The following is a 26,145-nucleotide window of genomic DNA, read 5'->3' as shown; positions in this document are numbered from 1 at the left end:
TAGATTTTATTATAAATTATGGGTTTTGATTAAGATGTTTAATAATACATTTAGATTTATCTTTTTTGTTTTTTTTGTTTTGATTTTATCAGAACATGTAGGCTTTGAATTGTGGCCTCAAGTTTACTATTTTCAACGTGAGTGGGAAGGTGTTAATTTATTAACAATAAATCCAATGGAACATCCCCACTTAATTCGATATTTAGTGGTACTACCAATTTTCATTGTTTCTGATTATTTACCTGTTAATCCGGACTTTGTTTTTAGCTTGTTATGTGTTTTCATTATTTATGTTTTAAGTTTTAATGTAACTAAAATTACTACATATACATTTTTTTTGAAAGATAAAAAATATGATGTTTTGATGTTAGTTTCTCTTGTTTATTTTTTATTTGTTTCAAGTTTTATGAACGGTAGGATACTTTTCGCTATGCTCGGTTTTTCTTTAATTGTTTTAAATACAATTAAATGGGAATTGAATGTTATTCCAACATATAAAATGTTCTCATATAATATTTTGGGATACTTTTTGTGTAGTGTCAGTAGTGGAACATTTTTAGTTTCTATTACTTTTACTTTTTTTTGGATTATTTTTCAATTTTACCGTTCTAAAAGTTTGGATATATATATATTGCACCTTGTTGCGTTAATAGTGTTTTCACCTTTGATTTATACCTCCATAATGAACAATGTAAACTTTTTTGGGGGAGGGGTTAATGGTGCTGTGAATATGCTTACACATGGATTTGGAATTGTTTTCCATCTTTATGATGGAAAACAATTTTTCTTAATTATAGTTTTTTCAGCTGTTATATGTTTATTTTTATCGTGGTTATTTAAATCATTTATTTATCTTCGCATTCTTTTTTTAGCTACTTATACGTCAATGTTTGGAGGCGCTTTTGGTTTTTCTACGTTAGCAATTTGTGCACCAATTGTTATCTCACTCCTGTTGGTATTTATATTCACCATATACGAACAATTTAGATATCGTGCAATTCGACCTGATAATAAATATACAGTTTAATAGGTTGTTGAGTCGGTTTTATTACCACTCTGTTATTTTAAGTTACCTAATGGGCCTGTAATTCTTTGATGCGCCTATTAAAATTTTTATCTATCGAATAAGCTATCTTTTAACTTGTGAAATTAGGGATGTTTATATCGATCTAAAACGATATAGTTATTATTATCTAAATCATATATTGATAATAAACACTGAGGAGGGGGAACTGAATATTAATTTAGTTTAGTTTTCTCTTAAAAGGGAATCAAATGTTCAACAATAAATCCATTCTCATCACTGGCGGTACAGGCTCTTTTGGTAAAAAATATACCAAAACTATCCTTACTAACTACAAGCCAAAACGTCTTATCATTTTATCCCGCGACGAACTTAAGCAATTTGAAATGCAACAAGAGTTTAATGATCCGTGTATGCGCTATTTCATCGGTGATGTTCGTGATGGTGAGCGTATGATGCAGGCAATGCAGGATGTAGATTTTGTTATCCATGCAGCAGCATTAAAGCAAGTACCTGCCGCAGAATATAACCCGATGGAATGTATTAAAACTAATATTCATGGAGCTGAGAACGTTATTAAAGCGGCGATAGCGAATAAAGTCGAAAAGGTTATTGCGCTATCGACAGACAAAGCGGCGAATCCGATTAATTTATATGGCGCAACTAAGTTAGCGTCGGATAAGTTATTTGTTGCTGCAAATAATATGGTAGGTAGTGGACCAACACGTTTTGCTTGTGTGCGTTATGGCAATGTTGTTGGTTCTCGTGGTTCGGTAGTTCCATTCTTTAAAGGCTTACTTGAGAAAGGCGCTGAATCTTTACCTGTTACTCATGCTGATATGACGCGGTTCTGGATCACACTGCAAGACGGTGTTGATTTTGTATTGACTAACTTTAAGCGTATGCAGGGTGGCGAAATTTTTATCCCTAAGATCCCATCTGTACATATTATGGACTTGGTCGAGGCGTATGCTCCAGATATTAAAACTGAGATTATCGGTATTCGCCCGGGTGAAAAGTTACATGAAATAATGTGCCCAGCAGATGACTCGCACTTAACGTTAGAATTTTCTGATCATTATGTTATCTGTCCTACAATTACGTTCTTCGGTCAAAATATAGATTATACCAATAATCGTCTTGGTGAAGTTGGCCAATCTGTCGCGCAAGGATATGAGTATCATTCTGGTAATAACCCAGATTTCTTAGATATCCAACAGATCCGTAATTTTGATGCGTTAGCAGAGCTGTAAGGAATAATATTGTTATGATCCCTTATGGTAAGCAGGATATTAACCAACAAGATATCGATGCTGTTGTTGCAGTATTACAATCAGATTATCTTACCCAAGGTCCGCAAGTACCGGCATTTGAACAAACGCTCATTGACCATACTGATGCAGAGTATGCGGTTGCTTGTAATAGCGCAACGTCAGCTTTACACCTTGCTTGCTTAGCCTTAGAACTAGGGAAAGGTGATTGGCTGTGGACAACCCCGATTACTTTTGTAGCTTCGGCTAATTGCGGCTTGTATTGTGGTGCAAAAATCGATTTTGTTGATATTGATCCGCAGACTTATAATCTTTGCCCTAAAGCACTTGAGAAGAAACTTATCCTTGCCAAAGCCGAGAACAAATTGCCTAAAGTTGTTGTGCCTGTGCATTTATGTGGACAGTCATGTGATATGGCAAGTATTCACGCATTATCATTAGAATATGGCTTTAAGATCATCGAAGATGCTGCCCATGCTATTGGTGGTGAGTACCAAGATAAGCCTGTCGGATGTGGTAATTATAGTGATATTACAATCTTTAGTTTCCATCCTGTAAAGATCGTTACTACAGCTGAAGGCGGTGCTGCACTGACAAATCAGCAAGTACTGGCTGATAAAATGGTTCTGTTACGCAGTCATGGTATCACTCGAGATAAAGCATTGATGAAACCCGTTTCAGGCTTAGATATGGATGCGCAAGGAAATTGGTATTATCAACAATTGGAATTAGGTTTTAATTATCGAATGACTGAATTACAAGCTGCGTTAGGTGTATCGCAAATGCAGCGATTGAATCAGTTTGTTAAAGACCGTCAGCGCCTTGCTCATCGTTATAATAAGTTACTTGCAGAGTTTCCCTTAATTTTACCGATGCAACTTGAGAACGCTAATTCTGCGTGGCACTTATATGTTATAGGCCTGACGGTAGAGGATGGTTTACGCTCTAAAAGTAAGCTATCTCAGAAAGCGTTATTCCAGCAATTACGCGAGCTCGGCATTGGTGTTAACCTGCACTACATTCCTGTACATACTCAGCCTTATTATCAAAATATGGGATTCGTTGTGGGGGACTTTCCACATGCAGAATACTATTATCAGCAGGCGTTATCATTACCACTATTTCATGGAATGACAGATGCACAACAAGATGAAGTCGTAAGCGCATTAATACAAGTGCTAGGAGCATAAAATGAAGATTGCTGTTATACCTGCTCGTGGTGGCAGTAAACGTATTCCGCGTAAGAATATTAAAGATTTTTGTGGTAAGCCTATAGTCGCTTATGCTATTGAAGCAGCGATCCAGTCACAGTGTTTTGATTTAGTTATTGTATCAACAGATGATACTGAAATCGCGGAAATAAGTAAGCGTTATGGTGCGTTAGTTCCATTTGTTCGTCCTGATGCACTCGCAGATGATTTTACTGGTACGAATGATGTTGTTGCCCATGCGATTGCAAAATATGGTTGTGATGTTGAACTTGCATGCTGTATTTATGCGACAGCACCGTTTGTGAATAAAGAAGTTATTAGGGCGGGAATGAATGCATTAATGGAGAGTGGGGAGCATGATTTTGCTGTCACAGTGACTGCATTTCCTTTTCCTATTCAACGAGCTTTAAAAATAGGTGAAACGGGTAGCGTTGCTATGCGAGAGCCTGAACACTTATCAACGCGATCTCAAGACCTTGCTGAAATGTATCATGATGCAGGGCAAATTTATTGGGGTACTCGCGATGCATTCTTACAAGCCAAACCGCTATTTAATAATAGAACATTGCCGTTAATATTACCGAGTTACCAGGTACAAGATATTGATACTGAAGATGACTGGTTACGTGCGGAATTGATGTATCAAGCTTGGTTAACGGCGGAGAGGGCTAATTAATATGTGGTGGCATAATCGACGTAATGTATCTGTCGTTGTTGATAATGATAGCTGGATTTTACCCTTCGCTCATAAATTGGTTACTTTAATTAATCAACAAGGACATAACGCTAAGTTATGTCGAGAGCATAATGAAATATTGAGCGGTGGCGTGGCTTTTTTTCTCGGTTGTGTGCATATTGCTCCTGCTGAAGTATTGGCTTTGAATTATCAAAATTTATTGATACATGAAAGTGATTTACCTAAAGGTAAAGGCTTTGCTCCTTTGTCTTGGCAAGTACTCAATGGAGAGTCAAAAATATGCTTCTGCTTATTAGCTGCTGCTGAGGACGTTGATGCGGGTGATATTATCTATAAAGACTACATTTATCTGACGGGAAATGAGCTAAATGATGAGTTACGCAATTTACAAGGTCATAAAACGTCAGACTTGTGTATGCGCTATTTAGATGAACCTTTGCCCAAACATGGTGATGCTCAAATGGGGGATTCTAGCTTTTTTAAACGTCGTAGGCCGCAGGATAGTGAACTTAATATGGACATGACTATTCGTGAGCAGTTTAATTTATTACGCATTGTTGATAATGAACGTTATCCTGCATTTTTTTATCACAATGATGAAAAGTATATATTACAAATCTCGAAAGCAAGCGAGGTTGATAAATAGTGAGTATTGCTTTTTTTTTTCGCGTCGATGTTTCAAGTAAAATTGGTTTAGGGCACTTATATCGCAGTCTAACATTAGCAGAGGTCGCGCTAACACAAGGTGTTGAGTCACACTTTATATGTCGTGAACATGGTGATTACGATCATCAGTTGGTTGTAAATCGTGGTTTTAAATTACATTTGTTAGCAGCGGGGGCCAATGAACAAAAAACAGATAAGGTCGGTGATAAACTAGTTTATCAAAGCTGGTTAGGTGTACCACCGTTGTCCGATGCAGCTGAATTTATAGCTATAATGAGAACCGTCGATGCGCAACAAAAAGTTGCGATTGCCGATCATTATGGCATTGAAGCATGTTGGGAATCGACAGTAAAAAAATCGACAGACCTGTTATTAAGGATGTCTGACCGACCACCTATTTCCTCCATTCCATTGATTGCTGATATAATTCTAGACCCGACCTTAGGGCGCGCTGAATCCGAATATGCGCCAGCTGGCGAGAGTGTTATTTTAGCTGGAACCCAGTTCGCACTGATTAATAATAGTTTTGTTCATTTACGCGATGATACGTTAGCTTTACGTCAATCTCAACGAACTGTAAATCGTATATTGGTGACGTTTGGCGGTTCTGACCCACTTAACTTAACATCATCATTTTTATCTTTATTAACCGGCGAGCCTAGTAGAGTTCATTATCATGTTGTATGTGGAAGCTGTAATGCACATCTTGATTCAATCAATACTCTAATTAAAGGCTTAGTCGCACAAGGTTGGTTAATTAATTTGCACATAGATACGAATGAGATGGCGTTATTAACAGCGAAGGCTGATTTAGCTATTGGTGCTGCGGGTAGTGCATGTTGGGAGCGGGCTGTGCTCGGTTTACCTTCGATCATTGTTGCATTTGAAAATAATCAATTAGATATTGCTCAAGCATTAGCGGATAATGGGGGGGCGGAGATTATTGATATTAACGATTTTAATGCTGAAATGAATGTGGCGATGGCACTACTAATTAATGATGCTGATAAACGCTACTTACAATCTAAAAATGCGGCACTGCTTTGTGATGGTCATGGTGCTAATCGAGTTGTAAAAAAATTAAAAGAGATGTTGAATGAAAAACTTTAGTCAGGAAATACAAATAGGTAAAAAATGTATTTCAGCAGACGACCCTACTTATATTATTGCCGAAATCGGTTCTAACCATGACCAGTCACTAACAAAAGCAATTGAGATGATCGATGCAGCGGCTGATTGTGGTGCTGATGCAGCAAAATTTCAATCATTAAATTTTGATGCTCTATACCATCAAGATAGAACTGGCGATGATATTAAAGACCTATTTAATCTAATTGAACTCTCTGAGCAATGGTATGCGAGTCTTGCTGCGCATTGTGCTAAGCGTAATATCGACTTCTTATCTGCACCTACTTATCTTGAAGCTGTTAAGTTATTGGCCGATGTTGGCTCCCCCGCATTTAAAATAGCCTCACCACAGTTTGATTTATATCCTGAAATAACTTTAGCGGCAAAAGAGTATCAACTACCGCTTATTATGTCTGTCGGCCTGAGTGATATCGGCGATATTGACCGTATGATGAATCTTTGTATTAATGAAAGCATCCGTGATGTGGTGTTATTACATTGTGTTTCTCAATATCCGACACCAGCTGGAAATGCTAATTTATCTTTTATTACAACATTAAGAAATACCTACAATTGCCTCGTCGGTTATAGTGATCATACATTAGGGATCCACTTCCCAGTGTCGGCTGTAGCCTTGGGTGCATCAGTTATTGAAAAACATTTTACACTTGATAAAAATGGCTCAGGTCCAGATCATCATTTTGCTAGTGAGCCTGCTGAATTTAAAGCGATGGTGGAACAAATTCATGATATCAAAGTTGGCTTAGGCGATGGTCGAAAAGCGCCGCTTACTGAGTGGGAGACGGGGCACCGCCAGCGTATCGCTATGAAATTTGTTGCTAAGCATGAGATAGCAGTTGGTAAGCCTGTAATGGCAACTGATTTTATCCTTAAGCGTGGAGAGGGTGGCATTGCGCGCGAGCATCTCGCTCTAATTGAAAAATTTAGCGTAAAAACAGAATTGGCAAAAAATGACATGCTGGAATGGCACCATTTAACAGATGGTCTTGTGGATTAATGATAATGGAAAACAAATCGGTAGTGAACAAGAACGTCTTGTTGATTAATCTGGGCTGGGAGCAGCAATCATATATTGAGCAATTATTTCAATTAGGCTGCAATATATTTGCTGTAAATCACCTCGATTATGTGCAGGATAATCGTATTATTGATACCTTAATCAGTGATTACTTTGATATAGAAAACATAATTGAGTTTGCTCATATAAATCATATTGATGCGGTTATTGCGGACCAATGTGATCATGCTATTTATGCTGCGGCGGTCGTATCTGAAGTGCTTAACTGCCAGAATATTAGTGTAGAGCATGCATTATTAACGACAAATAAACTCTTACAGAGAGAGCGTATTAAGCTACAAGATCCCGCTATAAAACAACCCGATTATGCTTTGTGCTTAACACCACAACAAGCGAAGCAATTCGCAATTCAAATAGGTTATCCGATTATCTTAAAACCAGTGGACAGTCGTGGTAGTTTTGGGGTGAGTAAAGTTTGTAATGACGATGAAGTCATGACTGCTTTTGTTAGTGCTTTAAATAATAGCCCTGCAAGACAAGTACTTGTAGAGGAGTTTATTATAGGTACTCAGATCACTGTTGATGGCTATGTTGATTTGAAACAAGGGGCACAGTCTCTCGCGTTAGCCTGTAAAATGATGGTAGATGAGCAGACGCAAGTTGCGATTGGTATTAGCTATCCGGGCAACCTCCCATCTTTGCTTTATAAGCAAGCGATGGATAATAATATTCAGGTTGTTAATGCATTGGGGTTAAAGTTTGGTATGACACATGCCGAATATATGATTGATCGTCATGACGATATTTATTTAATTGAAATTGCGAATCGAGGTGGTGGCTGTTTTACTTCAACGGATATCTTACATTCGGTTACTGGAATTGATTTTGCTAATAAGCTAGTCACTGATTGTGTAGGGCTCGAGAATACTATCGATTACAAACAAGTTGCAGCAACCCCAACTGACTTATTATTTTTTTATATTCCGATAGATGGGCAGTTGGAAAGTGTTACTTATACGGATGAACTGACGTCTTTGGAAGGACTTGTAAATTATAAAGTCATGATAAATGAGGGCGATTATATTGATGCTGTCAGTAATGATGCCAATCGCCACGGCTTTATTATTATTCATGAGAAACGTAATAATAATACGGATAAAAAATCTCAATTAATCACGAAAATATTAAGTGCAATTCAATTTACCATGGCTGATGGTCGTGTGACTAACCCTGTTGTTTATTAAAATTGGTATTAAATATGCGCATTATTTCAGATTGTAACTTCCATTTACCAGTAACGCCTGACGGTGTTGACTTGCAAACGCCTGAGCATAAAGCATTGTTAGACCATGCAATCGATGTGGAATTTAATATTTGCAAGCATGATGTTGAAGCAACTTTAGCTGCAGCTGTTCAACGTGCTAATGCTCTTGGTTTAGCTAACGCTAATTTTATGATATTAGATTCTGATTTTGCTAAGCGCTTGGATGAATTTGGTGCGAATCTTAAATTGCAAGATGGCCATTATATTACGGTGCTTATCGATCCTTTAGATTCTAATGCAGAGCAGCATATTGCATCAGCAAAAAAATATGGCATCTCAGGGATTAAATTCCACCCTTATTTACAAAAAATAACGCGAGAGCAATATACTCGAGTGCAAGCGTTAGCTGTTATTGCCGCTCAGTGTGGTATGTGGGTCGCTGTTGATTGTTCGTATGGCACAGATCGTTTGTATGATATTAACGGTGTTGAATTGTGTGCCTTCGTATTGAAAAATGGTTTTTCAGGTCGACTACTTGCACTGCATTTTGGTGGACCGAAAGTATTAGATGTCATGTCATTAATGGCTCAGCATCAGAATATCTATGCTGACTTATCGTTATCATTAAGCTACTGGAAAGGCAGTTCGGTGTGGCAAGATTTGCACTTTTCGATGATGAGAGTCGGTTATGGCCGTTTTATATTTGGTTCTGATCAACCCTTTATTGAATTTCAGCAAGCGCTGGCAGATTTGGATATTTTTGCTGCTGAATATGGTTTATCTACACATCAACTAACAGCGATTTTACATGACAATTTCAATTCTTTCTTAGGTAAATAACGTGGATTCAAAAATGGGTATTAACCCTATTGTACAGCAGATCCCACAAGCACTGTCGGTCTATATCAATCAAGCTGTTTATGATTTAAAACGTCGTGGTAAAACGGTGATTTCGCTTTCGCTTGGAGAAGCATTTTTTGATATTCCCAAGTTTGATTATAATGATATCGATTTAGAGCAAGGTTATCACTATTCTGACAGTTTAGGCTTGCCAAGTTTACGGGAAAAAATTGCGGTATTTTATGGCCGCCAATATGATGCACCACTCAATTCGGATTCGGATATTTTACTTACAGCGGGGTCAAAAGCCGCTATTTTTATGTGCATGCTTACGGTATTGCAGCGTGATGATGAAGTACTAATTCATGAACCTGCTTGGTTGAGTTATCAAGAGCAAGCTCGGTTAGCGGGTGGTGAAGCCAAATTTATTCCTTATCATGAAAAAATTGATCATTTTCAGCAATATTTTCATGATAAAACGAAGCTGTTGATTATTAATAATCCAAACAATCCTCAAGGTAAGCTATACAGTAAAGATGAATTAATCAGCCTTTATCAACAGTGTAAACAACGAGGTGTGTTTTTACTTGTTGATGAAGCGTACAGTGATTTTGTTTTAGGCCATGATTTTGTTTCTGCTGGCTGTGTATTAGCAGATAAAGATAACTTGTTTATTGTTAATTCGTTGTCTAAAAACTTTGGAATGTCAGGTTGGCGAATAGGGTATGTGATCAGTAATCCGGCCATGATAAAGCAATTACTCAAGCTTAATCAGCACCTAATTACTTGTGCGCCGACATTGTTGATGCTTTATCTGGATAAACATTTTGATACTTTATTGGCTGCAACCTTACCTCAGGCGCTGTTGGTTACAGAAAAGAGACAACAAGTATTAAAAGTTATAGATAAGCTTGGGATGTCTTATTTACCCGGCTGTGCCACTTTTTACATATTTCTGAATGTGGAAGTATTTCAAGGTTCTACATTTGATCTCGCATTATATTTACTCGCAAAATATGCGATAGCAGTTGTTCCTGGTATCGCATATGGCCAGAGTACGGCTGATTTCATTCGTATTTCGGTGGGTGCCGAGTCTATAGAGACAATTACTCAAGCATTACATATCATCCATGATGTGGTTGATAATGTGGTTATTAATCAAGATGAAATCATGTCACTTGTCAGGGATGCTGGTTTAGAGTTAATGGAGTCATAATGAAATCAATATTAGTGGTCGCTGCCCATCCTGATGATGAAGTACTTGGTTGTGGCGGTTCGATAGCCAGACATATCGATAATGGTGATAGTGTCTCTGTTATCTTCATGACGAATGGCGTGTCAGCAAGATGTGGCTCTGGAGATAAAGAGTCAATTATTCGCCAACAATCGGCAACGTCAGCATTGAATATACTGGGTGTATCATCCATTTTTTTTGAAGACTGTCCTGATAATATGATGGATAAATTGTCTTTGATTGAGGTTGTTAAAAAAGTTGAATTAGTGATTAATAAAGTTAATCCAGAGATAATATATACACATTTTTCTGATGATTTGAATATCGATCACCGCATAACTCACCAAGCTGTCATGACGGCGTGTCGCCCTCAGTGTGCTTACTCAGTGAAAGAAATTTATTGTTTTGAAGTGCCATCATCAACGGAATGGAATTCTTATTCAAGTCATAAATTCAACCCTAATTTTTTTGTCGATATCAGCGATTTCTGGTCTAAAAAAGAAAAGGCTTTACTCGAATATAAAGAAGAAATGCGGGCGTTCCCTCATAGCCGAAGTATAAAAGCTATTGAGGCTCTGGCTATTCTTAGAGGCGCTAATGTTGGTCTTGAAAAAGCAGAAAGTTTTCAAATTGAACGAATTATTAAGTAATAGGAAAGTACATGGCACAGCCACTCAGCGTTAGAAAAAATAAATTTTTAAAAGAAGATAAGCAATACTTTGATTATATCGCAGGCATAGATAAAGAAAATGTTGATGTTGAAGATGTTATTTTTCAATTTCCCTTGTATGTAGGGCAGGTGAATTTAGCTCGATTTTTAACATTCTATGAAGCGTATCAAAAGGTGGTCAATATATCTGGCGCTATTGCTGATGTGGGCACTTGGAAAGGTGCATCTTTACTAACGCTTGCGAAGTTAAGTCATCTACTTGAACCTCATTCAAATACTGATTTATATGGCTTTGATTGGTTTGAGGGAACAAACTGTGAATCATCTGATGCAACTGAATCTATTTTTTATAAAGGTGATCAAGAAACATTAGAAGAGCTAATCAAGGCGCAAGGTTATGATGATAGGATCACTATTGAGAACATGGACTTAACTCAGGAACTTGATGCATATTTTTCGCATAATAAATGGTTACGCTTTAAATTCATTTTCATGGATTGCGGTGTTCAAGAAGTACTAGAAAAGGCATTACCGTTATTTTGGGATAAACTTAGTCCAGGTGGCATCTTAATGCTTGATCATTATAACCATCCAAGTTCACCTTATGAATCTGATGTTGTGCAATCTATTATTGGTAATAGAAGCATTCAGCAGTTAAGTTTTTCTCGCAGTCCAACAGGATTTGTTATTAAATAAAGAGTTAATATTAATAAATATTTACGCTTTATATATTTAGGTACACTTCATGAACATTACTATCGCTGGCACAGGTTACGTAGGTCTTTCTAATGCAGTGTTATTAGCACAGCACAATAACGTGATTGCTTTAGACATTATTGCCGAAAAAGTGGATCTTATTAATGATAAAAAATCACCTATTTCAGATGATGAAATTGAAGATTTTCTCACCAATAAAGAGCTTGATCTTACTGCGACAACAGATAAACAGTTTGCTTATGCGGATGCTGATTATGTGATTATCGCAACGCCGACTGATTACGATGTTGTACATAACTACTTTAATACTAAATCTGTGGAATCGGTGATAAAAGATGTCATGGGGATTAATCCCAATGCAGTCATGGTGATTAAATCTACGGTGCCTGTTGGTTATACTAAAGAAGTAAAACAGCGTCTTGGTTGCGATAACATTTTATTCTCGCCAGAATTCTTACGTGAGGGAAGTGCATTATATGACAACTTACATCCATCACGTATTATTGTCGGTGAACAATCTGAGCGAGCAGAAGTTTTTGCGAGTCTGTTAACTCAAGGCGCGGTTAAAACTGATATCGATGTATTGTTTACTGATTCAACAGAAGCAGAAGCGGTTAAACTTTTTTCTAATACCTACCTTGCTATGCGTGTTGCTTATTTTAATGAGTTAGATAGTTATGCTGAAACGCATGGGCTAGATGCGCGTCAAATTATTCAAGGTGTAGGTTTAGACCCACGCATTGGTAGTCACTATAATAATCCATCATTTGGTTATGGTGGTTATTGTTTACCTAAAGACACGAAACAATTACGTGCTAACTATGAAAATGTGCCTAATAGTTTAATTAGCGCGATAGTTGATGCAAACTCGACGCGTAAAGATCATATTGCAGATGCTATTATTGCGAAAAATCCACAAGTCGTCGGTGTTTATCGTTTAATCATGAAATCGGGTTCTGATAATTTCCGTGCATCATCGATTCAAGGCATCATGAAACGGATTAAAGCCAAAGGTATTAAGGTTGTGGTGTATGAGCCAGTATTAACAGAAAGTGAATTTTTTAAATCACCTGTACTGACTGATCTAAATGAATTTAAAGCGCTTTCTGATGTCATAGTATCGAACCGCCTAGCGGATGAATTGCTTGATGTTGCGGATAAAGTCTATACTCGTGACTTATTTGGTAACGACTAGCTCAGTAATGATTAAACTGCTATTTAAATTAATAAAAGCGAAATAGATGAAATATTTAATTACCGGCGCTGCTGGCTTTATTGGCTCCCGCTGTGCAGAACTATTATGCCAACAAGGCCATCAAGTTGTCGGTGTCGATAATTTAAATGATTATTACGATGTGAATTTAAAGTTCGCTCGTTTAGCTAATGCAAAAAAGTCAGCATTATTTAGTTTTATTGAACTTGATCTGGCTGATCGTGATGGTGTTGCAGCCTTATTTACGGAACATCAATTTGACCGTGTTATTCACCTTGCTGCGCAAGCTGGCGTGCGTTATTCAATTGATAATCCAATGGCGTATGCCGATAGTAATTTAACGGGTTTCTTAACGGTATTAGAAGGCTGTCGTAATAATAAGGTGAAGCATTTAGTTTATGCATCATCAAGCTCGGTCTATGGATTAAATAATAAAACGCCGTTTAGTACAAGTGATAGTGTTGATCATCCTATTTCGTTATATGCAGCATCGAAGAAATCAAATGAATTGATGGCCCATACGTACTCACACTTATACGGTGTACCGACCACTGGACTGCGTTTTTTCACTGTATATGGTCCTTGGGGTCGTCCGGATATGGCGTTGTTCAAGTTTACGAAAGCGATTATCGCGGGTGAGCAAATTGACGTATATAACAATGGCGATATGTTACGCGACTTTACTTACATCGATGATATTGTCGCAGGTGTTTTACAGATCCAAGATGTAATCCCAGCGCCGGATGCAGATTGGAAAGTAGAAACGGGTAGTCCTGCAACAAGCAGTGCGCCGTACCGTGTTTATAATATCGGTCATGGTAGCCCAGTTAAACTCATGGATTACATTGAAGCGTTGGAAGATTCATTAGGCATTACAGCTAATAAAAATTTCATGCCGATGCAGCCCGGTGATGTTTATGCGACTTATGCTGATACGCAAGATCTATTTGAAGTCACAGGCTATACTTCGAAAATAAAAGTGAAAGAAGGGGTTAAAGCCTTTGTTGATTGGTATCGTGACTTTTATAAGGTGTAGCGTTTGCATTATTATTTCATTTATCAAATACAAAAAATAAAATTACAAACCTAAGAGAAAGGTTAACAAGGATAATAAAAGTTGAAACAGACTAAGATAACAAAAGCGGTCATTCCTGTTGCAGGGTTAGGCACTCGTATGTTGCCAGCAACGAAAGCGATTCCAAAAGAAATGTTACCAGTGGCAGATAAACCTCTGATTCAATATATCGTTAATGAATGTGCAGCTGCAGGTATTACAGAGATCGTGCTTGTCACACATGCATCAAAAAATGCGATTGAAAACCATTTTGATACATCATTTGAACTAGAATCGACACTAGAGCATCGTGTTAAACGTCAACTATTAGCTGAAGTTCAAGCGATTGCACCAAAAGGCGTGACGATAATGCACATTCGTCAAGGTGTGGCGAAAGGTTTAGGGCATGCTGTATTGTGTGCAAAACCAATTATTGGTGATGAACCGTTTGCTGTGGTACTGCCTGATGTATTGATGGATGAAGTGAGTGCGGATCTAAAAACTGAAAACTTAGCAAGCATGATGCGTCGTTTTGATGAAACAGGCTTTAGTCAGATCATGGTTGAACCTGTGCCGATGAATTTAGTGTCTGGTTACGGTGTTGCAGATTGTGCTGGTGTTGAACTTAGCGCTGGTGAATCAACTAAGATGACAGCGGTGATTGAGAAACCAGCGCAAGACAAGGCGCCATCTAATTTAGCTGTTGCAGGACGTTATGTGTTACCTGCTGCAATCTGGGAGTTGCTAGCGCGTACCGCTCCAGGTGCTGGTGATGAAATTCAATTGACAGATGCGATTGATGACCTTATGACGTTAGAAACAGTTGAAGCTTTCCACATTAGCGGTAAGTTGCATGACTGTGGTTCGAAGCTGGGTTACATGAAGGCATTCATTGAATATGGCTTACGTCACCCTGATGTAGGCGCTGATTTACAAGCATTTATCAGTGGTTTGAAATAAGACGCTCAGTGAATGTTTAAAGCGATAATGTAATGAAAACAAAGGGCTGTTAATAGCCCTTTGTTGTATCTAAATAGAAATTAATCTAATTCAGTTTCTAACCAATCAGAGTCTAATTGTGCGAATGCTAATAGCAGTTCAACAACGGCTGCATAAAAACCGAACTTATCACAATCTTTTACTTTAATCTCAAAGTCACCTAACCAGTTAAGCAGATGAGTTTCTAGGAAATCATGCTGTAGTGCAAAGTTAGCGCGGATCTCTTCTTCTGATTCAGAATCCAACGTTTTTAAGATTAAGTTACCCATGAAATCAAGTTGAATAGCAATGTGATCTGCTGGTTCGCTGTATTTTTCATTGATATTAATATTATGCTCGTCTAATAGCGCAGTCATCTTTTGATATGCTTCTTGCATCAAATGACCTTCTTCACTAGTGAATACCGATGCATACGGTGGCGCTGATGATTTGCTGTTGCCTAGAAATACTTGTGCGTAATCGGCACATAATTCTAAGCGTGCATCATTACGTAAATTAGCGGCGGCTAGGGCACTGATTAACTTCTCTGCTGAAGCTGTTAATGCTGGTGTTGCTGCTAACCCTTGTAAAAAACCTTGGATTTCAGCTGATTGATATTGACCAAGTTGTTCGTCGGTTAGCTCTGCTGCTAATGTGGTTGAAAGCCACCAGTAGATCTCTGAACGGGTTTGGCATAATTGGGTTAGTTCATCCATTGTGGACTCCAAATGAGGTTGAGTACTAAGGTTGGCGCGTATTATAGCGGAATTAATTTAACCGGGGAGTCAGTTTTGATCAAAGTTAAATTAAAATGCAGTCTTTTCACGCAAAATTGAAATTTTCTCAAGTCTTTCTAGTAGGAACTTACTAACACTCGCGTTACAATATCCGCGAAATTTAGTTTAAACCAACTTGTATTATCTCAATCAGGAGAAAACGGATGTTTACACGTGATATGAATATAGCTGACTATGATGCAGAATTATGGGCAGCAATGACACAAGAAGTAACTCGTCAGGAAGATCATATCGAGCTTATTGCTTCAGAGAACTATACAAGCCCACGCGTAATGGAAGCTCAAGGCTCTCAGCTTACGAATAAGTATGCAGAAGGCTACCCAGGCAAACGCTATTATGGCGGTTGTGAGTATGTTGATATTGCTGAGTCTTTAGCAATTGAACGTGCTAAGCAATTATTTGGTGCTGATTACGCGAATGTACAACCACACTCTGGTTCACAAGCAAATGCTGCAGTTTACATGGCATTAGTTAAACCAGGTGATACTGTACTAGGCATGAGCCTTGCTCATGGTGGTCACTTAACACACGGTGCAAGCGTTAGCTTCTCGGGTAAAATTTACAATTCAGTTCAGTACGGAATCAACCCTGAAACGGGTGAGCTAGATTACGCTGAAGTTGAAGCGTTAGCAATTGAACATCAGCCAAAAATGATTGTTGCTGGTTTCTCTGCATACTCAGGTGTTGTTGATTGGGCTAAATTCCGTGAAATCGCTGATAAAGTAGGTGCTTTCCTATTTGTTGATATGGCACACGTTGCAGGTTTAGTTGCTGCTGGCCTATATCCAAATCCAATGAAACATGCACACGTTGTTACTACAACGACGCATAAAACATTAGGTGGTCCACGTGGTGGTCTTATCCTTGCGCAAGCAGATGAAGTGATTGAGAAAAAATTAAACTCAGCAATCTTCCCTGGTGGTCAAGGTGGTCCTTTAATGCACGTTATCGCTGCTAAAGCGGTTGCATTTAAAGAAGCGATGGAACCTGAATTTGCGGTTTACCAACAAAATGTACTTGATTGTGCGAAAAGCATGGTTGCAGTATTACAAGAACGTGGTTTCAAAATCGTTTCTAACGGTACTGAAAATCACCTATTCTTAGTTGATCTGATTGGCAAAGAATACTCAGGTAAAGATGCAGATGCTGCACTGGGTAATGCGCATATCACAGTAAACAAAAACTCTGTACCTAACGATCCACGTTCACCATTTGTTACATCTGGTCTACGTATCGGTACGCCTGCACTAGCTCGCCGTGGTATCCCTGCTGATAAAGCTGGTGAACTTGCTGGTTGGATGTGTGACGTATTAGATAACATCGGTAATGAAGATGTAGCTGCAACGGTACGTGCTAACGTACAAGCGCTATGTGCAGAATACCCAGTATACAAATAATCTCTATGCATAATGTTTATATAAGTATCGATTGAGAGGCTGAATAGGTCTTAAAATGTGATCGATTGACTAACCGTAAATGATACCTAGTGAGTAGGTTATTGTTTACGGTTTTTTTGTGCCTGTTTACACCATTTCATATTTTCTAATACCTCTCCATACCTAAAGTCATGCTATTTCCATGCTTTTTTACTGCGTTAGGATCGTATGATCAGCTGTCATTACACACCACCTAAGTGTGGCTGTGAACCTAATTTTATAGACCAAGGATGGGAAATATGATGAATAAGTTTCTGGTAAAGACCATTTTTCACAACACGCCTATGCAAATCACTAAAAAGGTGAGTATTGCTGTGTTTGTTGTGGTTATGACGGGCTGCACTTCTGTTGATATATTAACTAAAACTGAAAATGGTGCGTCGTACGAATATCAACTTGGTGAATTTGAAACGATTGACGTGGTCGATATGGCTCAGGAACATTGCGGTAAATATGGTAAACACGCAGAGCTAACGAACCGTTACTCGGATGCAAACCGTATATTAAATACGTTGATATTTAATTGCTCGTAAATAAATTATTTTAATTGTGACGTCTGTAAGGTGGAATTTAACGGGAAAGTTTTAAATTCCCCATGCTTGGTGTTAACATAGTTGCAACATTTGGTTCTGTTTTGTGGTTAGAGCGATGGTGACATAGATACTTGGGAAGGAATGCTCAAGTTTAAGCAATAAATAGAGTGAGGTATAAGGGATGATGCTGAATTCAATCGGTAATTATAAACGCTTAATATTAGCGTTAGTCTGTGGCTCGATGAGCTATTCAACGTTTGCTAAAGTATACAGTTGGCGCGATGCTGATGGTGCGATGCATTATAGTCAGTTTCCACGTCAAATAGTGGAGAAAAATGCAGCACAAAGTCGTGCAAGTCGTCAACAAGCCGATATGAATGATGTCGTTAACGATTTGGCGGTGACTAAAGGTAACAACTTACTGGATGGCCTTGATGATATTGTAGCGAACGCAAATGTTGAGCGCCAAGTTGAAAAGGTGCTCACACGTCGTGATCCTCAACTTGTATTAATTGAGCAACAATTAGCACGCCAGCAAGCAGAACAGCGAGCGTTGACTATTGCTAAGCAAGACGCCATCGCAAAAGAAAAAGCGCTTGTTGTTGCAAATAACATGACAGAGCTCAATCAAAAACCAACTAAGCAAAAGCGACCTGTTAATAGCTTTATGGCGGGGATCCATAAACGTGCCTACGGTTCTGTAACAAAAGCAGGCGATTTAGCTCAACCGATTGTACCTTCTACGCTTGCATCGACACAGGTTCAGACATTAAGCGTCATTGAGCATGTTGAACCTACGCGAAAAAGACAAGATTCAAACAAATTCTTAGCGCAAATTCAAAATAAATTAAAACGTAATAAGCAGATAGAAATAACACCAGTACCTAAAGTGATGAAAACCATTGATATTGCTAACGCTAAATCGCTTGAATCTCCGAAAATCGAAAGTAGAGCTAAAGCAATCCAGCAACCAGAAGCTAATTATATTCTTGATCCCGTTGAAGCATCTATGGTTTCTTCTGCGATGGTAGCTGTTAATACACCGTTAGTTGAACAGGCCGAGCAAGTTGGAGTATTACCAACGATTACCGAACCTCACGCTGTTGTGGACGTGGCTAGCCAAACTCAAGTTAAACCTAATAATGCTTTCTTAGCAGGTATTAAAAAGAAATTAAACCGTTCTGATAACGTGGATAGAGTGTCTGACGCTGTAGTCCTTGCCAGCAAAACGAAAGCTATTAGCATCAAGCCGCAGGTAACTCAGGAACAAGTGCAAAATAAATTTTTAGCTGAAATTAATAAAAAATTATTCCGTGCAAAACTTGGATCGGATGTAACGCCAACGACTACGCATGTTAAAACAGTTCAAACGACGCGAACGAAAGCAAGTCACACTACGACAGCTAAAAATAAAGCGTTAATGCAGAGCGCTGATCAAATTAAAGCGATCGAAAGTGAGATTAGTAGCAGTAGCGACGAGTCTCATAAGGTGAAGTCACCTGCTGTAAAGCAAGTGAGCTCGGCCTTAATGCTGAGTCGATTAAGTTATAATAGCAATGCACGTCTACCGTTATTGGGTGCAGGAACAAATCAACTCGACAGACAAGGTATTGAAGCATCAAGTCAGTTTGTAAACGAAGTCAATCGTAGCGCTGAATAAGCGAGGCTCAAACCTCAGACGGTTTTTATCCCATTAATATGAGGGATTAAAACCGTCTGATTATTCAACAATTTGTTAACTTATGTATTAATTCCGCTAAATTATCTGCACTTTTCTGTACCCGCCTGCTGTTTAACGATAAACTCAGAATAATATTATTCAATAGGATTGTTTATGTTCTGTCCATTTTGTTCTGCGACTGAAACTAAAGTTATCGACTCTCGTCTTGTGGCTGAAGGCCATCAAGTACGTCGCCGCCGTGAGTGTGCGAAATGTCATGAACGTTTTACTACCTTTGAAACTGCAGAATTAGTTATGCCACGTATCATTAAAACAGATGATAAACGTGAACCATTTAACGAAGATAAATTGGTTAATGGTATTTATCGCGCGCTAGAAAAACGCCCGGTTGCCGCAGAGCAAATTGAACTCGGTATTAATCAGATCAAATCGAGTTTAAGAGCGACAGGTGAGCGTGAAGTTGAATCTAGTTTCCTTGGCGAACTCGTTATGGATGTATTAAAAAAACTCGATAAAGTAGCTTATGTACGTTTTGCTTCTGTTTATCGTTCTTTTGAAGATGTAAAAGAATTTAATGAAGAAATCGCAAAGCTCGACAAATAAAGCAGCATCTGAAACTTCATTTACTGTACCAAAAAATTCACGTGCTGAACTTGATTTATTACTTGATGAATTAGCTGTAATAAGTGAGTTTAGCGATGCTGATACTCGATATATGCAACGAGCGGTTACGCTTGCAAAGCAAGGCCGCTTTACGACTGCGCCAAATCCAAATGTTGGCTGTGTCATCGTAAAACAAGATGAGATTATTGGTGAAGGCTTTCATTTACGTGCGGGCGAAGCACATGCTGAAGTGCATGCGTTAGCTGCTGCGGGTAAAGATGCACAAGGTGCTACTTGTTACGTCACGTTGGAACCATGTAGCCATTATGGCCGCACGCCCCCTTGTGCTGAAGCTTTAGTTAAAGCGAATGTAAACGAAGTCGTGATTGCGATGGTTGATCCAAATCCGAAAGTTGCTGGTAATGGTGTTGCAATATTGATTGCCGCTGGTATTAAAGTGCGTATCGGTTTGTTAAGTCAGCAAGCGCATGCACTTAATCCAGGCTTTATTTTACGTATGCAGAAACAACGCCCCTTTGTACGCTTAAAAATGGCGGCGAGTTTAGATGGACGGACAGCCCTTAAAAACGGTGAGAGTAAATGGATCACTGGACCTGCTGCGCGTTCTGATGTCCAAGTTTATCGTGCGCAAGCTAATGCGATTTTATCAACAGCGAGTACAGTCATTATGGATGATGCCTCACTGAATGTTCGTTATAGCGAGTTAGGTGCAAGCCAAGCTGATTATCCTTTATCTCTCAATGACTCGTCAGAGCAACAAATTCGTCAACCTACGCGTGTTGTTTTGGATAATCATTGCCGATTAGATCAACATCTAATTCAATCAGATAACGAATTAAAATTATTCGCACAGCCCGGTAAAATATTATTAGTTAATGGTAAACAAAATCTGGCGACCGATACTGAAAAAAGCGTTAATGCTGTTGAGAATAACTTGTCAGCAGAGCCATTATTCATTAATGAATCGGTATCACGAATTGAAATTAACCAAGATTGCCACCATAACATAGATCTAAAGCAGTTAATGATTGCCTTGGCAAAACAGGACATTAATGACCTGTGGGTTGAGGCGGGAGCGACGCTAGCTGGTGCATTACTTGAAAATAAGCTGGTGGATGAGATAATTATTTATCTGGCACCTAAGCTGATGGGTGATAGTGCCAGAGGATTAGCAGTATTAAGCGAGTTGACTGAGATGGCGCAAGTGCCTGCATTCAGCTTTACCGATGTCACGCAGATCGGTGACGATCTTCGAATTACAGCAAAACCGGAATACTAATGTTTACAGGAATTATTGAAACCGTGGGTACGCTCACTGGTTTAACCCCAAAAGGGGCTGATGTGAGCGTCACTGTTGACAGTGGTGAGCTTGACTTAAGTGATGTGAAACTAGGTGACAGCATCGCAACCAACGGCGTTTGCCTGACGGTTGTTGAATTACTAAGCAATGGTTACCGTGCTGATGTGTCATTGGAAACGATTAAGCGTTCTGGTTTTGCGCATTACCGTATTGGTGATAAGGTAAACTTAGAAAAAGCGTTAACCTTAAATACACGTCTTGGTGGTCACTTAGTGAGTGGGCACGTAGACGGTGTTGCCGAGATTGTTAACATTACTAAACTTGGTCGTGCGACTGAGTACTGGTTACAAGCACCGAATGAATTAGCCCGTTATATTGCCGAAAAAGGCTCTATTACGATTGATGGTATTAGTTTAACTATCAATGAGATTGATGGCGCTAAATTCAAATTGACGATCGTACCGCATACAGCATTAGAAACAACGATAGAAAGCTATGTAGTCGGTCGTAAAGTTAACTTAGAAGTAGATGTTATTGCCCGTTATTTAGAACGCATTATGCTAGGTGATAAAGCCGCTGAATCAAGTACACCTGAACAAGGCATCACTATGGATTTTCTTGCGAGTAATGGATTTTTAAAGTAAAACATCTATTAACGATCAGTTTTTAATTGTTATAAAAGGGCTATGAGCATGGCACTAAGTCGTATTGAAGATATTATTGAAGACATCCGCCAAGGTAAAATGGTTATTTTGATGGATGATGAAGATCGCGAAAATGAAGGCGATCTGATCATGGCTGCAGACAAAGTAACGCCAGAAGCGATTAACTTTATGGCGACGCACGGTCGTGGTTTGATTTGTCTCACATTAACAAAAGAACGTGTAGCTAAATTGCAGTTACCTTTGATGGTTCAAGACAATACGGCGCAATTTTCTACTAACTTCACCGTTTCTATTGAAGCGGCGGAAGGTGTGACTACTGGTATTTCTGCAACAGATCGCGCGGTAACGGTATTATCTGCTGTTGCTGGTGATGCAAAACCGGCTGATATCGTTATGCCTGGTCATATTTTCCCACTTGCAGCACAAGACGGTGGTGTATTAACACGCGCTGGTCATACTGAAGCGGGTTGTGATCTTGCACGTCTAGCGGGTTGTGAGCCTGCTGGTGTGATTGTTGAGATCTTAAAAGATGACGGTGAAATGGCTCGTCGTCCAGATCTTGAAATTTTTGCTGAGAAACACGGTATTAAATTAGGCACAGTTGCTGATTTAATTGAATACCGTAATAGCAATGAAACGACGATTGAGCGTGTTGCTGAATGTAAATTACCTACTGAACACGGTGATTTTGATTTAGTGACTTATCGTGACACGATTGATAATCAAGTTCATTACGCATTACGTAAAGGCGATGTTGTTGCTGAGCAGCCAACATTAGTACGTGTGCATGTACAAAATACCATGACAGATATTTTGCATACAGATCGAGCGAGCAAAATCTCGTGGTCACTCGGTGATGCAATGGCACGTATCGGTCAAGATGGTGGCGTGATGGTTATCTTAGGTAATGAAGAGAACTCTGACGATATCATTGAAAAAGTTAAACAATTTGCTCAAGAAGATAAAGGTGAAACACAGCCAAAAGCAAAATGGCAGGGTACCTCACGTCGCGTGGGTGTAGGCTCTCAAATTTTGGCTGATATGGGCGTGTCTAAGATGAAGCTATTAAGCTCAGACAAACGTTACCATTCACTATCTGGCTTTGGTCTAGAAGTTGTCGAATATATCTCTAAATAAGTTTTAGAGATAGTCGTAGAATAAGTTTGCTTGCTGGCGAAAGCTTGGTACAATCCGAGCCCTTTCGTCAGCCGATTCATAATAATTAAAATTGGCCGTAAAATTACGCGCCGTGATATAGGATTTGTACACATGAAAGTTATCGAAGGAAATGTTCCTGCTCCAGAAGCAAAAATTGCAATTGTTATCTCTCGTTTTAACAGCTTCATTAATGAAAGTCTGTTAGAAGGTGCTATCGATTCACTAAAACGTTTTGGCCAAGTTAGCGAAGACAACATCACTGTTGTTCGTGTTCCTGGCGCTGTAGAATTACCGCTTATCACTAAGCGTGTTGCTGCAACAAAACAGTTTGATGCGATTATTGCTTTAGGTACGGTAATTCGTGGTGGTACACCACATTTTGAATTCGTAGCTGGCGAATGTAATAAAGGTCTTGCTCAAGTTGCAATGGACTATGATGTTCCTGTTGCATTTGGTGTGTTAACTACTGACACTATTGAGCAAGCAATTGAGCGTGCTGGTACCAAGGCTGGTAATAAAGGGTCGGAGGCTGCTCTAAGTGCACTTGAAATGGTGAATGTTTTGCATCAATTAGATGTATCATTGGAGAAAAAATGAAACCTTCGGAACGTAGTAAGGCACGTCAGTTTGCCACACAAGCAATTTATCAATGGCAAATGACACAAGAAACTGTTGCAAATATTGAACACCAATTTGTAACAGAGCAAGATTTTAGCGACACAGATGCAGTTTACTTCCGTGAACTTGTTTTAGGTGTAAGCTTAAACTCTGTAGAACTTGATGAGTTAATGTCACCATTCCTATCTCGTCCAATCGATGATTTAGACTTGGTTGAGAAAGCGATTTTACGTCTTTCTACATTTGAGCTAACTAAGCGTCAAGATGTACCTTATAAAGTTGTGATCAATGAATCTATCGAATTAGCGAAAGATTTTGGCGCTGAAGACAGCCATAAATTCGTTAACGGCGTATTAGATAAAATTGTAAGTAAATTGCAATTACGTTTGAAAAAATAATTTAATTATTTTCTTCAATGCAAAAAAGCTAGCACAGGTTGCTGGCTTTTTTTATGCCTAAAAAAGACGATTTATATCATCACTAACTAGCAGTATAATGTCGTAACTAACGGTATGGTATCGTAAACAATGAGATCGTAAATATAGTACCGTAAACAATGGTACCGTAAATAATAGTATAATAACGTTATTAATTTAACATCGATAATGGAAAATAAGATCACTATGGCAACAGGCGAGTTTGACTTAATTGGGCAGTATTTCACGAATAAATCTGTGTCACGAGATGATGTTATTACTGGTATTGGTGATGATTGTGCAATCTTGTCAGTGCCGGTTGGAAAGCAACTTGTCGTGACGACAGACACAATGGTCAGTGGTGTTCATTTTCTTCATGATGCAAACCCTGTGGATGTGGCGCACAAACTTGTCGCGGTAAATATCAGTGATATTGCTGCGATGGGTGGGCAACCAGCTTGGGCATCCTTAGCATTAACTTTACCTGACTATGATCATGCATGGTTAGCGGCATTTAGTGATAGTTTGCATCAGCAATTACATCACTATGGTGTCAGTTTAATTGGTGGTGATACGACTAAAGGTGATATGACACTGACATTGACGCTACAAGGCTTTGTTGAGCAGGGTAATGCATTACAGCGACACGGTGCTAAAGTCGGTGATTTGATTTATTGTAGTGGCACGATAGGCGATGCAGCCGCAGGGTTAAAGTTACTTATTGATGCGGGTCGTGATGTTAATCATGCTAATAGCGATATTGATAATGATAGCGATAGTGAACAGGGTAATTGTCTCGCTGAAAGTGTAGCGCCTGAAAAGACGAATACAATTTTATTAACAGACGTAGAGACAGACTTTTTAATTGCGCGTCATCAACGTCCGACAGCACGAGTGAGCACAGGTGAAGCGCTTGTTGGTATTGCGAATAGTTGTATCGATCTGTCTGATGGTTTAGCGTCTGACTTAAAGCACATATTGAAGGCATCAAGTCGTCAATCAGGTATGACACTATCAGCAAATATTGAACTGTCTGCACTTCCTTTATCAAACGCATTGCAAACTTATGTAAGTAAAGAGTTATGGCCACAGTATGCACTTGCTGGTGGTGATGATTATGAATTACTATTTACCGTATCGCCAGAAAACAAAGCACAATTAGAAAAAACCATGGCTGACCGTAATTTACCTTATACTCACATTGGTGAGATTGTTAGCAATAGTAAACAGACGGAACAACAGATTTATTACTTTAACGATAAACAACTCAGTACGCTCGCTTTACAAGGATGGGATCACTTCCAATGAAAAAAGATTTTTTATCGCCTGAATTACAAAAATTAAATTATGCTAATCCCGTTCATTTAGCTGCTGTGGGTTTTGGTAGTGGTTTATTACCCAAAGCGCCTGGCACGGCGGGAACCGTTGCTGCTATTCCGCTGTATTTATTAATGACTAGCGTGTTTGAACTGGGTTTATGGCAATATATTGCGATTGTAGTGCTTGCTTCAGTAATCGGTGTGTACATTTGTGCAAGCGCGAGTAAAGCAATGGGAGTTCATGACCATGGTGCAATTGTGTGGGATGAAATTGCAGGTTACGGTATTACGATGATTGCAGCGCCGCAAGGTTGGGCTTGGGTTATTCTCGGTTTTGCATTATTTCGTTTTTTTGACATCGTTAAACCCGGACCGATTGGTTGGTTAGATAAAAATACGCATGGTGGCTTTGGTATTATGATTGATGATGTACTAGCGGGTATATTTGCGTTAGCTGGTGTTCAGTTGATCGCTTATATGGTGCTTTAATTACAACGGCTAGTAGTGCTCTAAGCTCTCATGAAGTTGAATAAAAAGCCCTACTGGATGTTAGTCGAGTAGGGCTTTTATGTATCGGTATTTGATTTCGTTT

At 38.9% G+C, this 26,145-nt stretch carries 27 protein-coding genes; 26 read left to right on the top strand and 1 reads right to left on the bottom strand.

What is annotated here, in order from left to right; genetic code table 11:
• Nucleotides 1-34: 34 nt before the first annotated feature.
• The 15 genes from HWV00_RS17415 (at nucleotide 35) to galU (ending at nucleotide 14,988) form a co-directional block, all read left to right on the top strand.
• Nucleotides 35-1,027 (top strand): hypothetical protein, encoded by a 993-nt coding sequence (locus tag HWV00_RS17415; RefSeq protein ID WP_211683385.1) that lies wholly within the window; start codon nucleotides 35-37, stop codon nucleotides 1,025-1,027.
• Nucleotides 1,028-1,275: 248 nt separating this feature from the next.
• Nucleotides 1,276-2,277: a UDP-N-acetylglucosamine 4,6-dehydratase (inverting) gene (gene pseB, locus HWV00_RS17410; protein WP_211683383.1), complete on the top strand. Its 1,002-nt coding sequence runs from the start codon at nucleotides 1,276-1,278 to the stop codon at nucleotides 2,275-2,277.
• A gap of 14 nt (nucleotides 2,278-2,291) precedes the next feature.
• Nucleotides 2,292-3,485, top strand: coding sequence for a UDP-4-amino-4,6-dideoxy-N-acetyl-beta-L-altrosamine transaminase (gene pseC / locus HWV00_RS17405; RefSeq protein WP_211683380.1), 1,194 nt, complete (start codon nucleotides 2,292-2,294; stop codon nucleotides 3,483-3,485).
• 1 nt (nucleotide 3,486) lies between these two features.
• Complete coding sequence (pseF, locus tag HWV00_RS17400; RefSeq protein ID WP_211683378.1) at nucleotides 3,487-4,182, top strand: pseudaminic acid cytidylyltransferase; 696 nt, start codon at nucleotides 3,487-3,489, stop codon at nucleotides 4,180-4,182.
• 1 nt (nucleotide 4,183) lies between these two features.
• The gene (locus HWV00_RS17395) at nucleotides 4,184-4,849 is read left to right on the top strand and encodes a formyltransferase family protein (RefSeq protein WP_211683376.1); all 666 of its coding nucleotides are present in this window, start codon (nucleotides 4,184-4,186) and stop codon (nucleotides 4,847-4,849) included.
• Nucleotides 4,849-5,979 carry a UDP-2,4-diacetamido-2,4,6-trideoxy-beta-L-altropyranose hydrolase gene (gene pseG, locus HWV00_RS17390; protein WP_211683375.1) on the top strand — a complete coding sequence of 377 codons (1,131 nt, stop codon included), beginning with the start codon at nucleotides 4,849-4,851 and terminating at the stop codon, nucleotides 5,977-5,979. Before HWV00_RS17395 ends, pseG begins: the two co-directional genes overlap by 1 nt.
• A complete protein-coding gene (locus HWV00_RS17385; protein ID WP_211683373.1) occupies nucleotides 5,966-7,015 on the top strand; it encodes an N-acetylneuraminate synthase family protein in 1,050 nt (349 codons plus the stop codon). Before pseG ends, HWV00_RS17385 begins: the two co-directional genes overlap by 14 nt.
• 5 nt (nucleotides 7,016-7,020) lie before the next feature.
• On the top strand, nucleotides 7,021-8,280 hold the full coding sequence (locus tag HWV00_RS17380) for an ATP-grasp domain-containing protein (protein WP_211683371.1): 1,260 nt from the start codon (nucleotides 7,021-7,023) through the stop codon (nucleotides 8,278-8,280).
• Nucleotides 8,281-8,294: 14 nt separating this feature from the next.
• A complete protein-coding gene (locus HWV00_RS17375) occupies nucleotides 8,295-9,140 on the top strand; it encodes an amidohydrolase family protein (protein WP_211683369.1) in 846 nt (281 codons plus the stop codon).
• Between the two features lies 1 nt (nucleotide 9,141).
• Nucleotides 9,142-10,356, top strand: coding sequence for a pyridoxal phosphate-dependent aminotransferase (locus HWV00_RS17370; protein WP_211683367.1), 1,215 nt, complete (start codon nucleotides 9,142-9,144; stop codon nucleotides 10,354-10,356).
• Nucleotides 10,356-11,024, top strand: coding sequence for a PIG-L deacetylase family protein (locus tag HWV00_RS17365; RefSeq protein WP_255554762.1), 669 nt, complete (start codon nucleotides 10,356-10,358; stop codon nucleotides 11,022-11,024). The genes HWV00_RS17370 and HWV00_RS17365 overlap by 1 nt, the downstream gene beginning before the upstream one ends.
• 11 nt (nucleotides 11,025-11,035) lie before the next feature.
• Complete coding sequence (locus HWV00_RS17360; RefSeq protein WP_211683366.1) at nucleotides 11,036-11,740, top strand: class I SAM-dependent methyltransferase; 705 nt, start codon at nucleotides 11,036-11,038, stop codon at nucleotides 11,738-11,740.
• A 49-nt stretch (nucleotides 11,741-11,789) separates the two neighbouring features.
• The gene (locus HWV00_RS17355; protein ID WP_211683363.1) at nucleotides 11,790-12,956 is read left to right on the top strand and encodes a nucleotide sugar dehydrogenase; all 1,167 of its coding nucleotides are present in this window, start codon (nucleotides 11,790-11,792) and stop codon (nucleotides 12,954-12,956) included.
• Nucleotides 12,957-13,002: 46 nt separating this feature from the next.
• Nucleotides 13,003-14,010 carry an NAD-dependent epimerase gene (locus HWV00_RS17350; protein WP_211683361.1) on the top strand — a complete coding sequence of 336 codons (1,008 nt, stop codon included), beginning with the start codon at nucleotides 13,003-13,005 and terminating at the stop codon, nucleotides 14,008-14,010.
• Nucleotides 14,011-14,091: 81 nt separating this feature from the next.
• Entirely contained in the window at nucleotides 14,092-14,988 is an 897-nt protein-coding gene (gene galU, locus HWV00_RS17345) for a UTP--glucose-1-phosphate uridylyltransferase GalU (protein ID WP_211683358.1), read from the top strand.
• 80 nt (nucleotides 14,989-15,068) lie between these two features.
• Here galU and torD read toward each other — a convergent pair whose 3' ends face one another.
• Nucleotides 15,069-15,722 carry a molecular chaperone TorD gene (gene torD, locus HWV00_RS17340; protein WP_211683357.1) on the bottom strand — a complete coding sequence of 218 codons (654 nt, stop codon included), beginning with the start codon at nucleotides 15,720-15,722 and terminating at the stop codon, nucleotides 15,069-15,071.
• A 224-nt stretch (nucleotides 15,723-15,946) separates the two neighbouring features.
• Here torD and glyA point away from each other — a divergent pair, with 224 nt between their 5' ends.
• The 11 genes from glyA to HWV00_RS17285 all read left to right on the top strand — a co-directional run bounded on the left by glyA (nucleotide 15,947) and on the right by HWV00_RS17285 (nucleotide 26,042).
• Nucleotides 15,947-17,200 carry a serine hydroxymethyltransferase gene (gene glyA, locus HWV00_RS17335; protein ID WP_075477245.1) on the top strand — a complete coding sequence of 418 codons (1,254 nt, stop codon included), beginning with the start codon at nucleotides 15,947-15,949 and terminating at the stop codon, nucleotides 17,198-17,200.
• Between the two features lie 278 nt (nucleotides 17,201-17,478).
• Complete coding sequence (locus tag HWV00_RS17330) at nucleotides 17,479-17,772, top strand: hypothetical protein (protein ID WP_255554758.1); 294 nt, start codon at nucleotides 17,479-17,481, stop codon at nucleotides 17,770-17,772.
• Between the two features lie 181 nt (nucleotides 17,773-17,953).
• A complete protein-coding gene (locus HWV00_RS17325) occupies nucleotides 17,954-19,432 on the top strand; it encodes a DUF4124 domain-containing protein (RefSeq protein WP_211683356.1) in 1,479 nt (492 codons plus the stop codon).
• A 174-nt stretch (nucleotides 19,433-19,606) separates the two neighbouring features.
• Entirely contained in the window at nucleotides 19,607-20,056 is a 450-nt protein-coding gene (gene nrdR, locus HWV00_RS17320; RefSeq protein ID WP_017221092.1) for a transcriptional regulator NrdR, read from the top strand.
• Nucleotides 20,028-21,356, top strand: a complete 1,329-nt coding sequence (gene ribD, locus HWV00_RS17315) for a bifunctional diaminohydroxyphosphoribosylaminopyrimidine deaminase/5-amino-6-(5-phosphoribosylamino)uracil reductase RibD (RefSeq protein ID WP_211683355.1) — start codon at nucleotides 20,028-20,030, stop codon at nucleotides 21,354-21,356. Before nrdR ends, ribD begins: the two co-directional genes overlap by 29 nt.
• Nucleotides 21,356-22,021, top strand: a complete 666-nt coding sequence (locus HWV00_RS17310; RefSeq protein ID WP_211683354.1) for a riboflavin synthase — start codon at nucleotides 21,356-21,358, stop codon at nucleotides 22,019-22,021. The genes ribD and HWV00_RS17310 overlap by 1 nt, the downstream gene beginning before the upstream one ends.
• 48 nt (nucleotides 22,022-22,069) lie before the next feature.
• A complete protein-coding gene (ribBA, locus tag HWV00_RS17305; protein ID WP_211683353.1) occupies nucleotides 22,070-23,179 on the top strand; it encodes a bifunctional 3,4-dihydroxy-2-butanone-4-phosphate synthase/GTP cyclohydrolase II in 1,110 nt (369 codons plus the stop codon).
• A 132-nt stretch (nucleotides 23,180-23,311) separates the two neighbouring features.
• Complete coding sequence (gene ribE, locus HWV00_RS17300) at nucleotides 23,312-23,797, top strand: 6,7-dimethyl-8-ribityllumazine synthase (RefSeq protein WP_211683352.1); 486 nt, start codon at nucleotides 23,312-23,314, stop codon at nucleotides 23,795-23,797.
• Complete coding sequence (gene nusB / locus HWV00_RS17295) at nucleotides 23,794-24,216, top strand: transcription antitermination factor NusB (RefSeq protein WP_198438503.1); 423 nt, start codon at nucleotides 23,794-23,796, stop codon at nucleotides 24,214-24,216. The genes ribE and nusB overlap by 4 nt, the downstream gene beginning before the upstream one ends.
• 225 nt (nucleotides 24,217-24,441) lie before the next feature.
• On the top strand, nucleotides 24,442-25,542 hold the full coding sequence (thiL, locus tag HWV00_RS17290; protein WP_211686659.1) for a thiamine-phosphate kinase: 1,101 nt from the start codon (nucleotides 24,442-24,444) through the stop codon (nucleotides 25,540-25,542).
• Entirely contained in the window at nucleotides 25,539-26,042 is a 504-nt protein-coding gene (locus HWV00_RS17285) for a phosphatidylglycerophosphatase A (RefSeq protein ID WP_211683351.1), read from the top strand. The genes thiL and HWV00_RS17285 overlap by 4 nt, the downstream gene beginning before the upstream one ends.
• Nucleotides 26,043-26,145: the final 103 nt, after the last annotated feature.

Origin of the sequence: Moritella sp. 24 (genome assembly GCF_018219155.1) — a bacterium.
Lineage (GTDB): Bacteria > Pseudomonadota > Gammaproteobacteria > Enterobacterales > Moritellaceae > Moritella.
The sequence above is the reverse complement of the archived record's forward strand: the minus strand, read 5'-3'. Positions and strand labels throughout refer to the sequence as shown.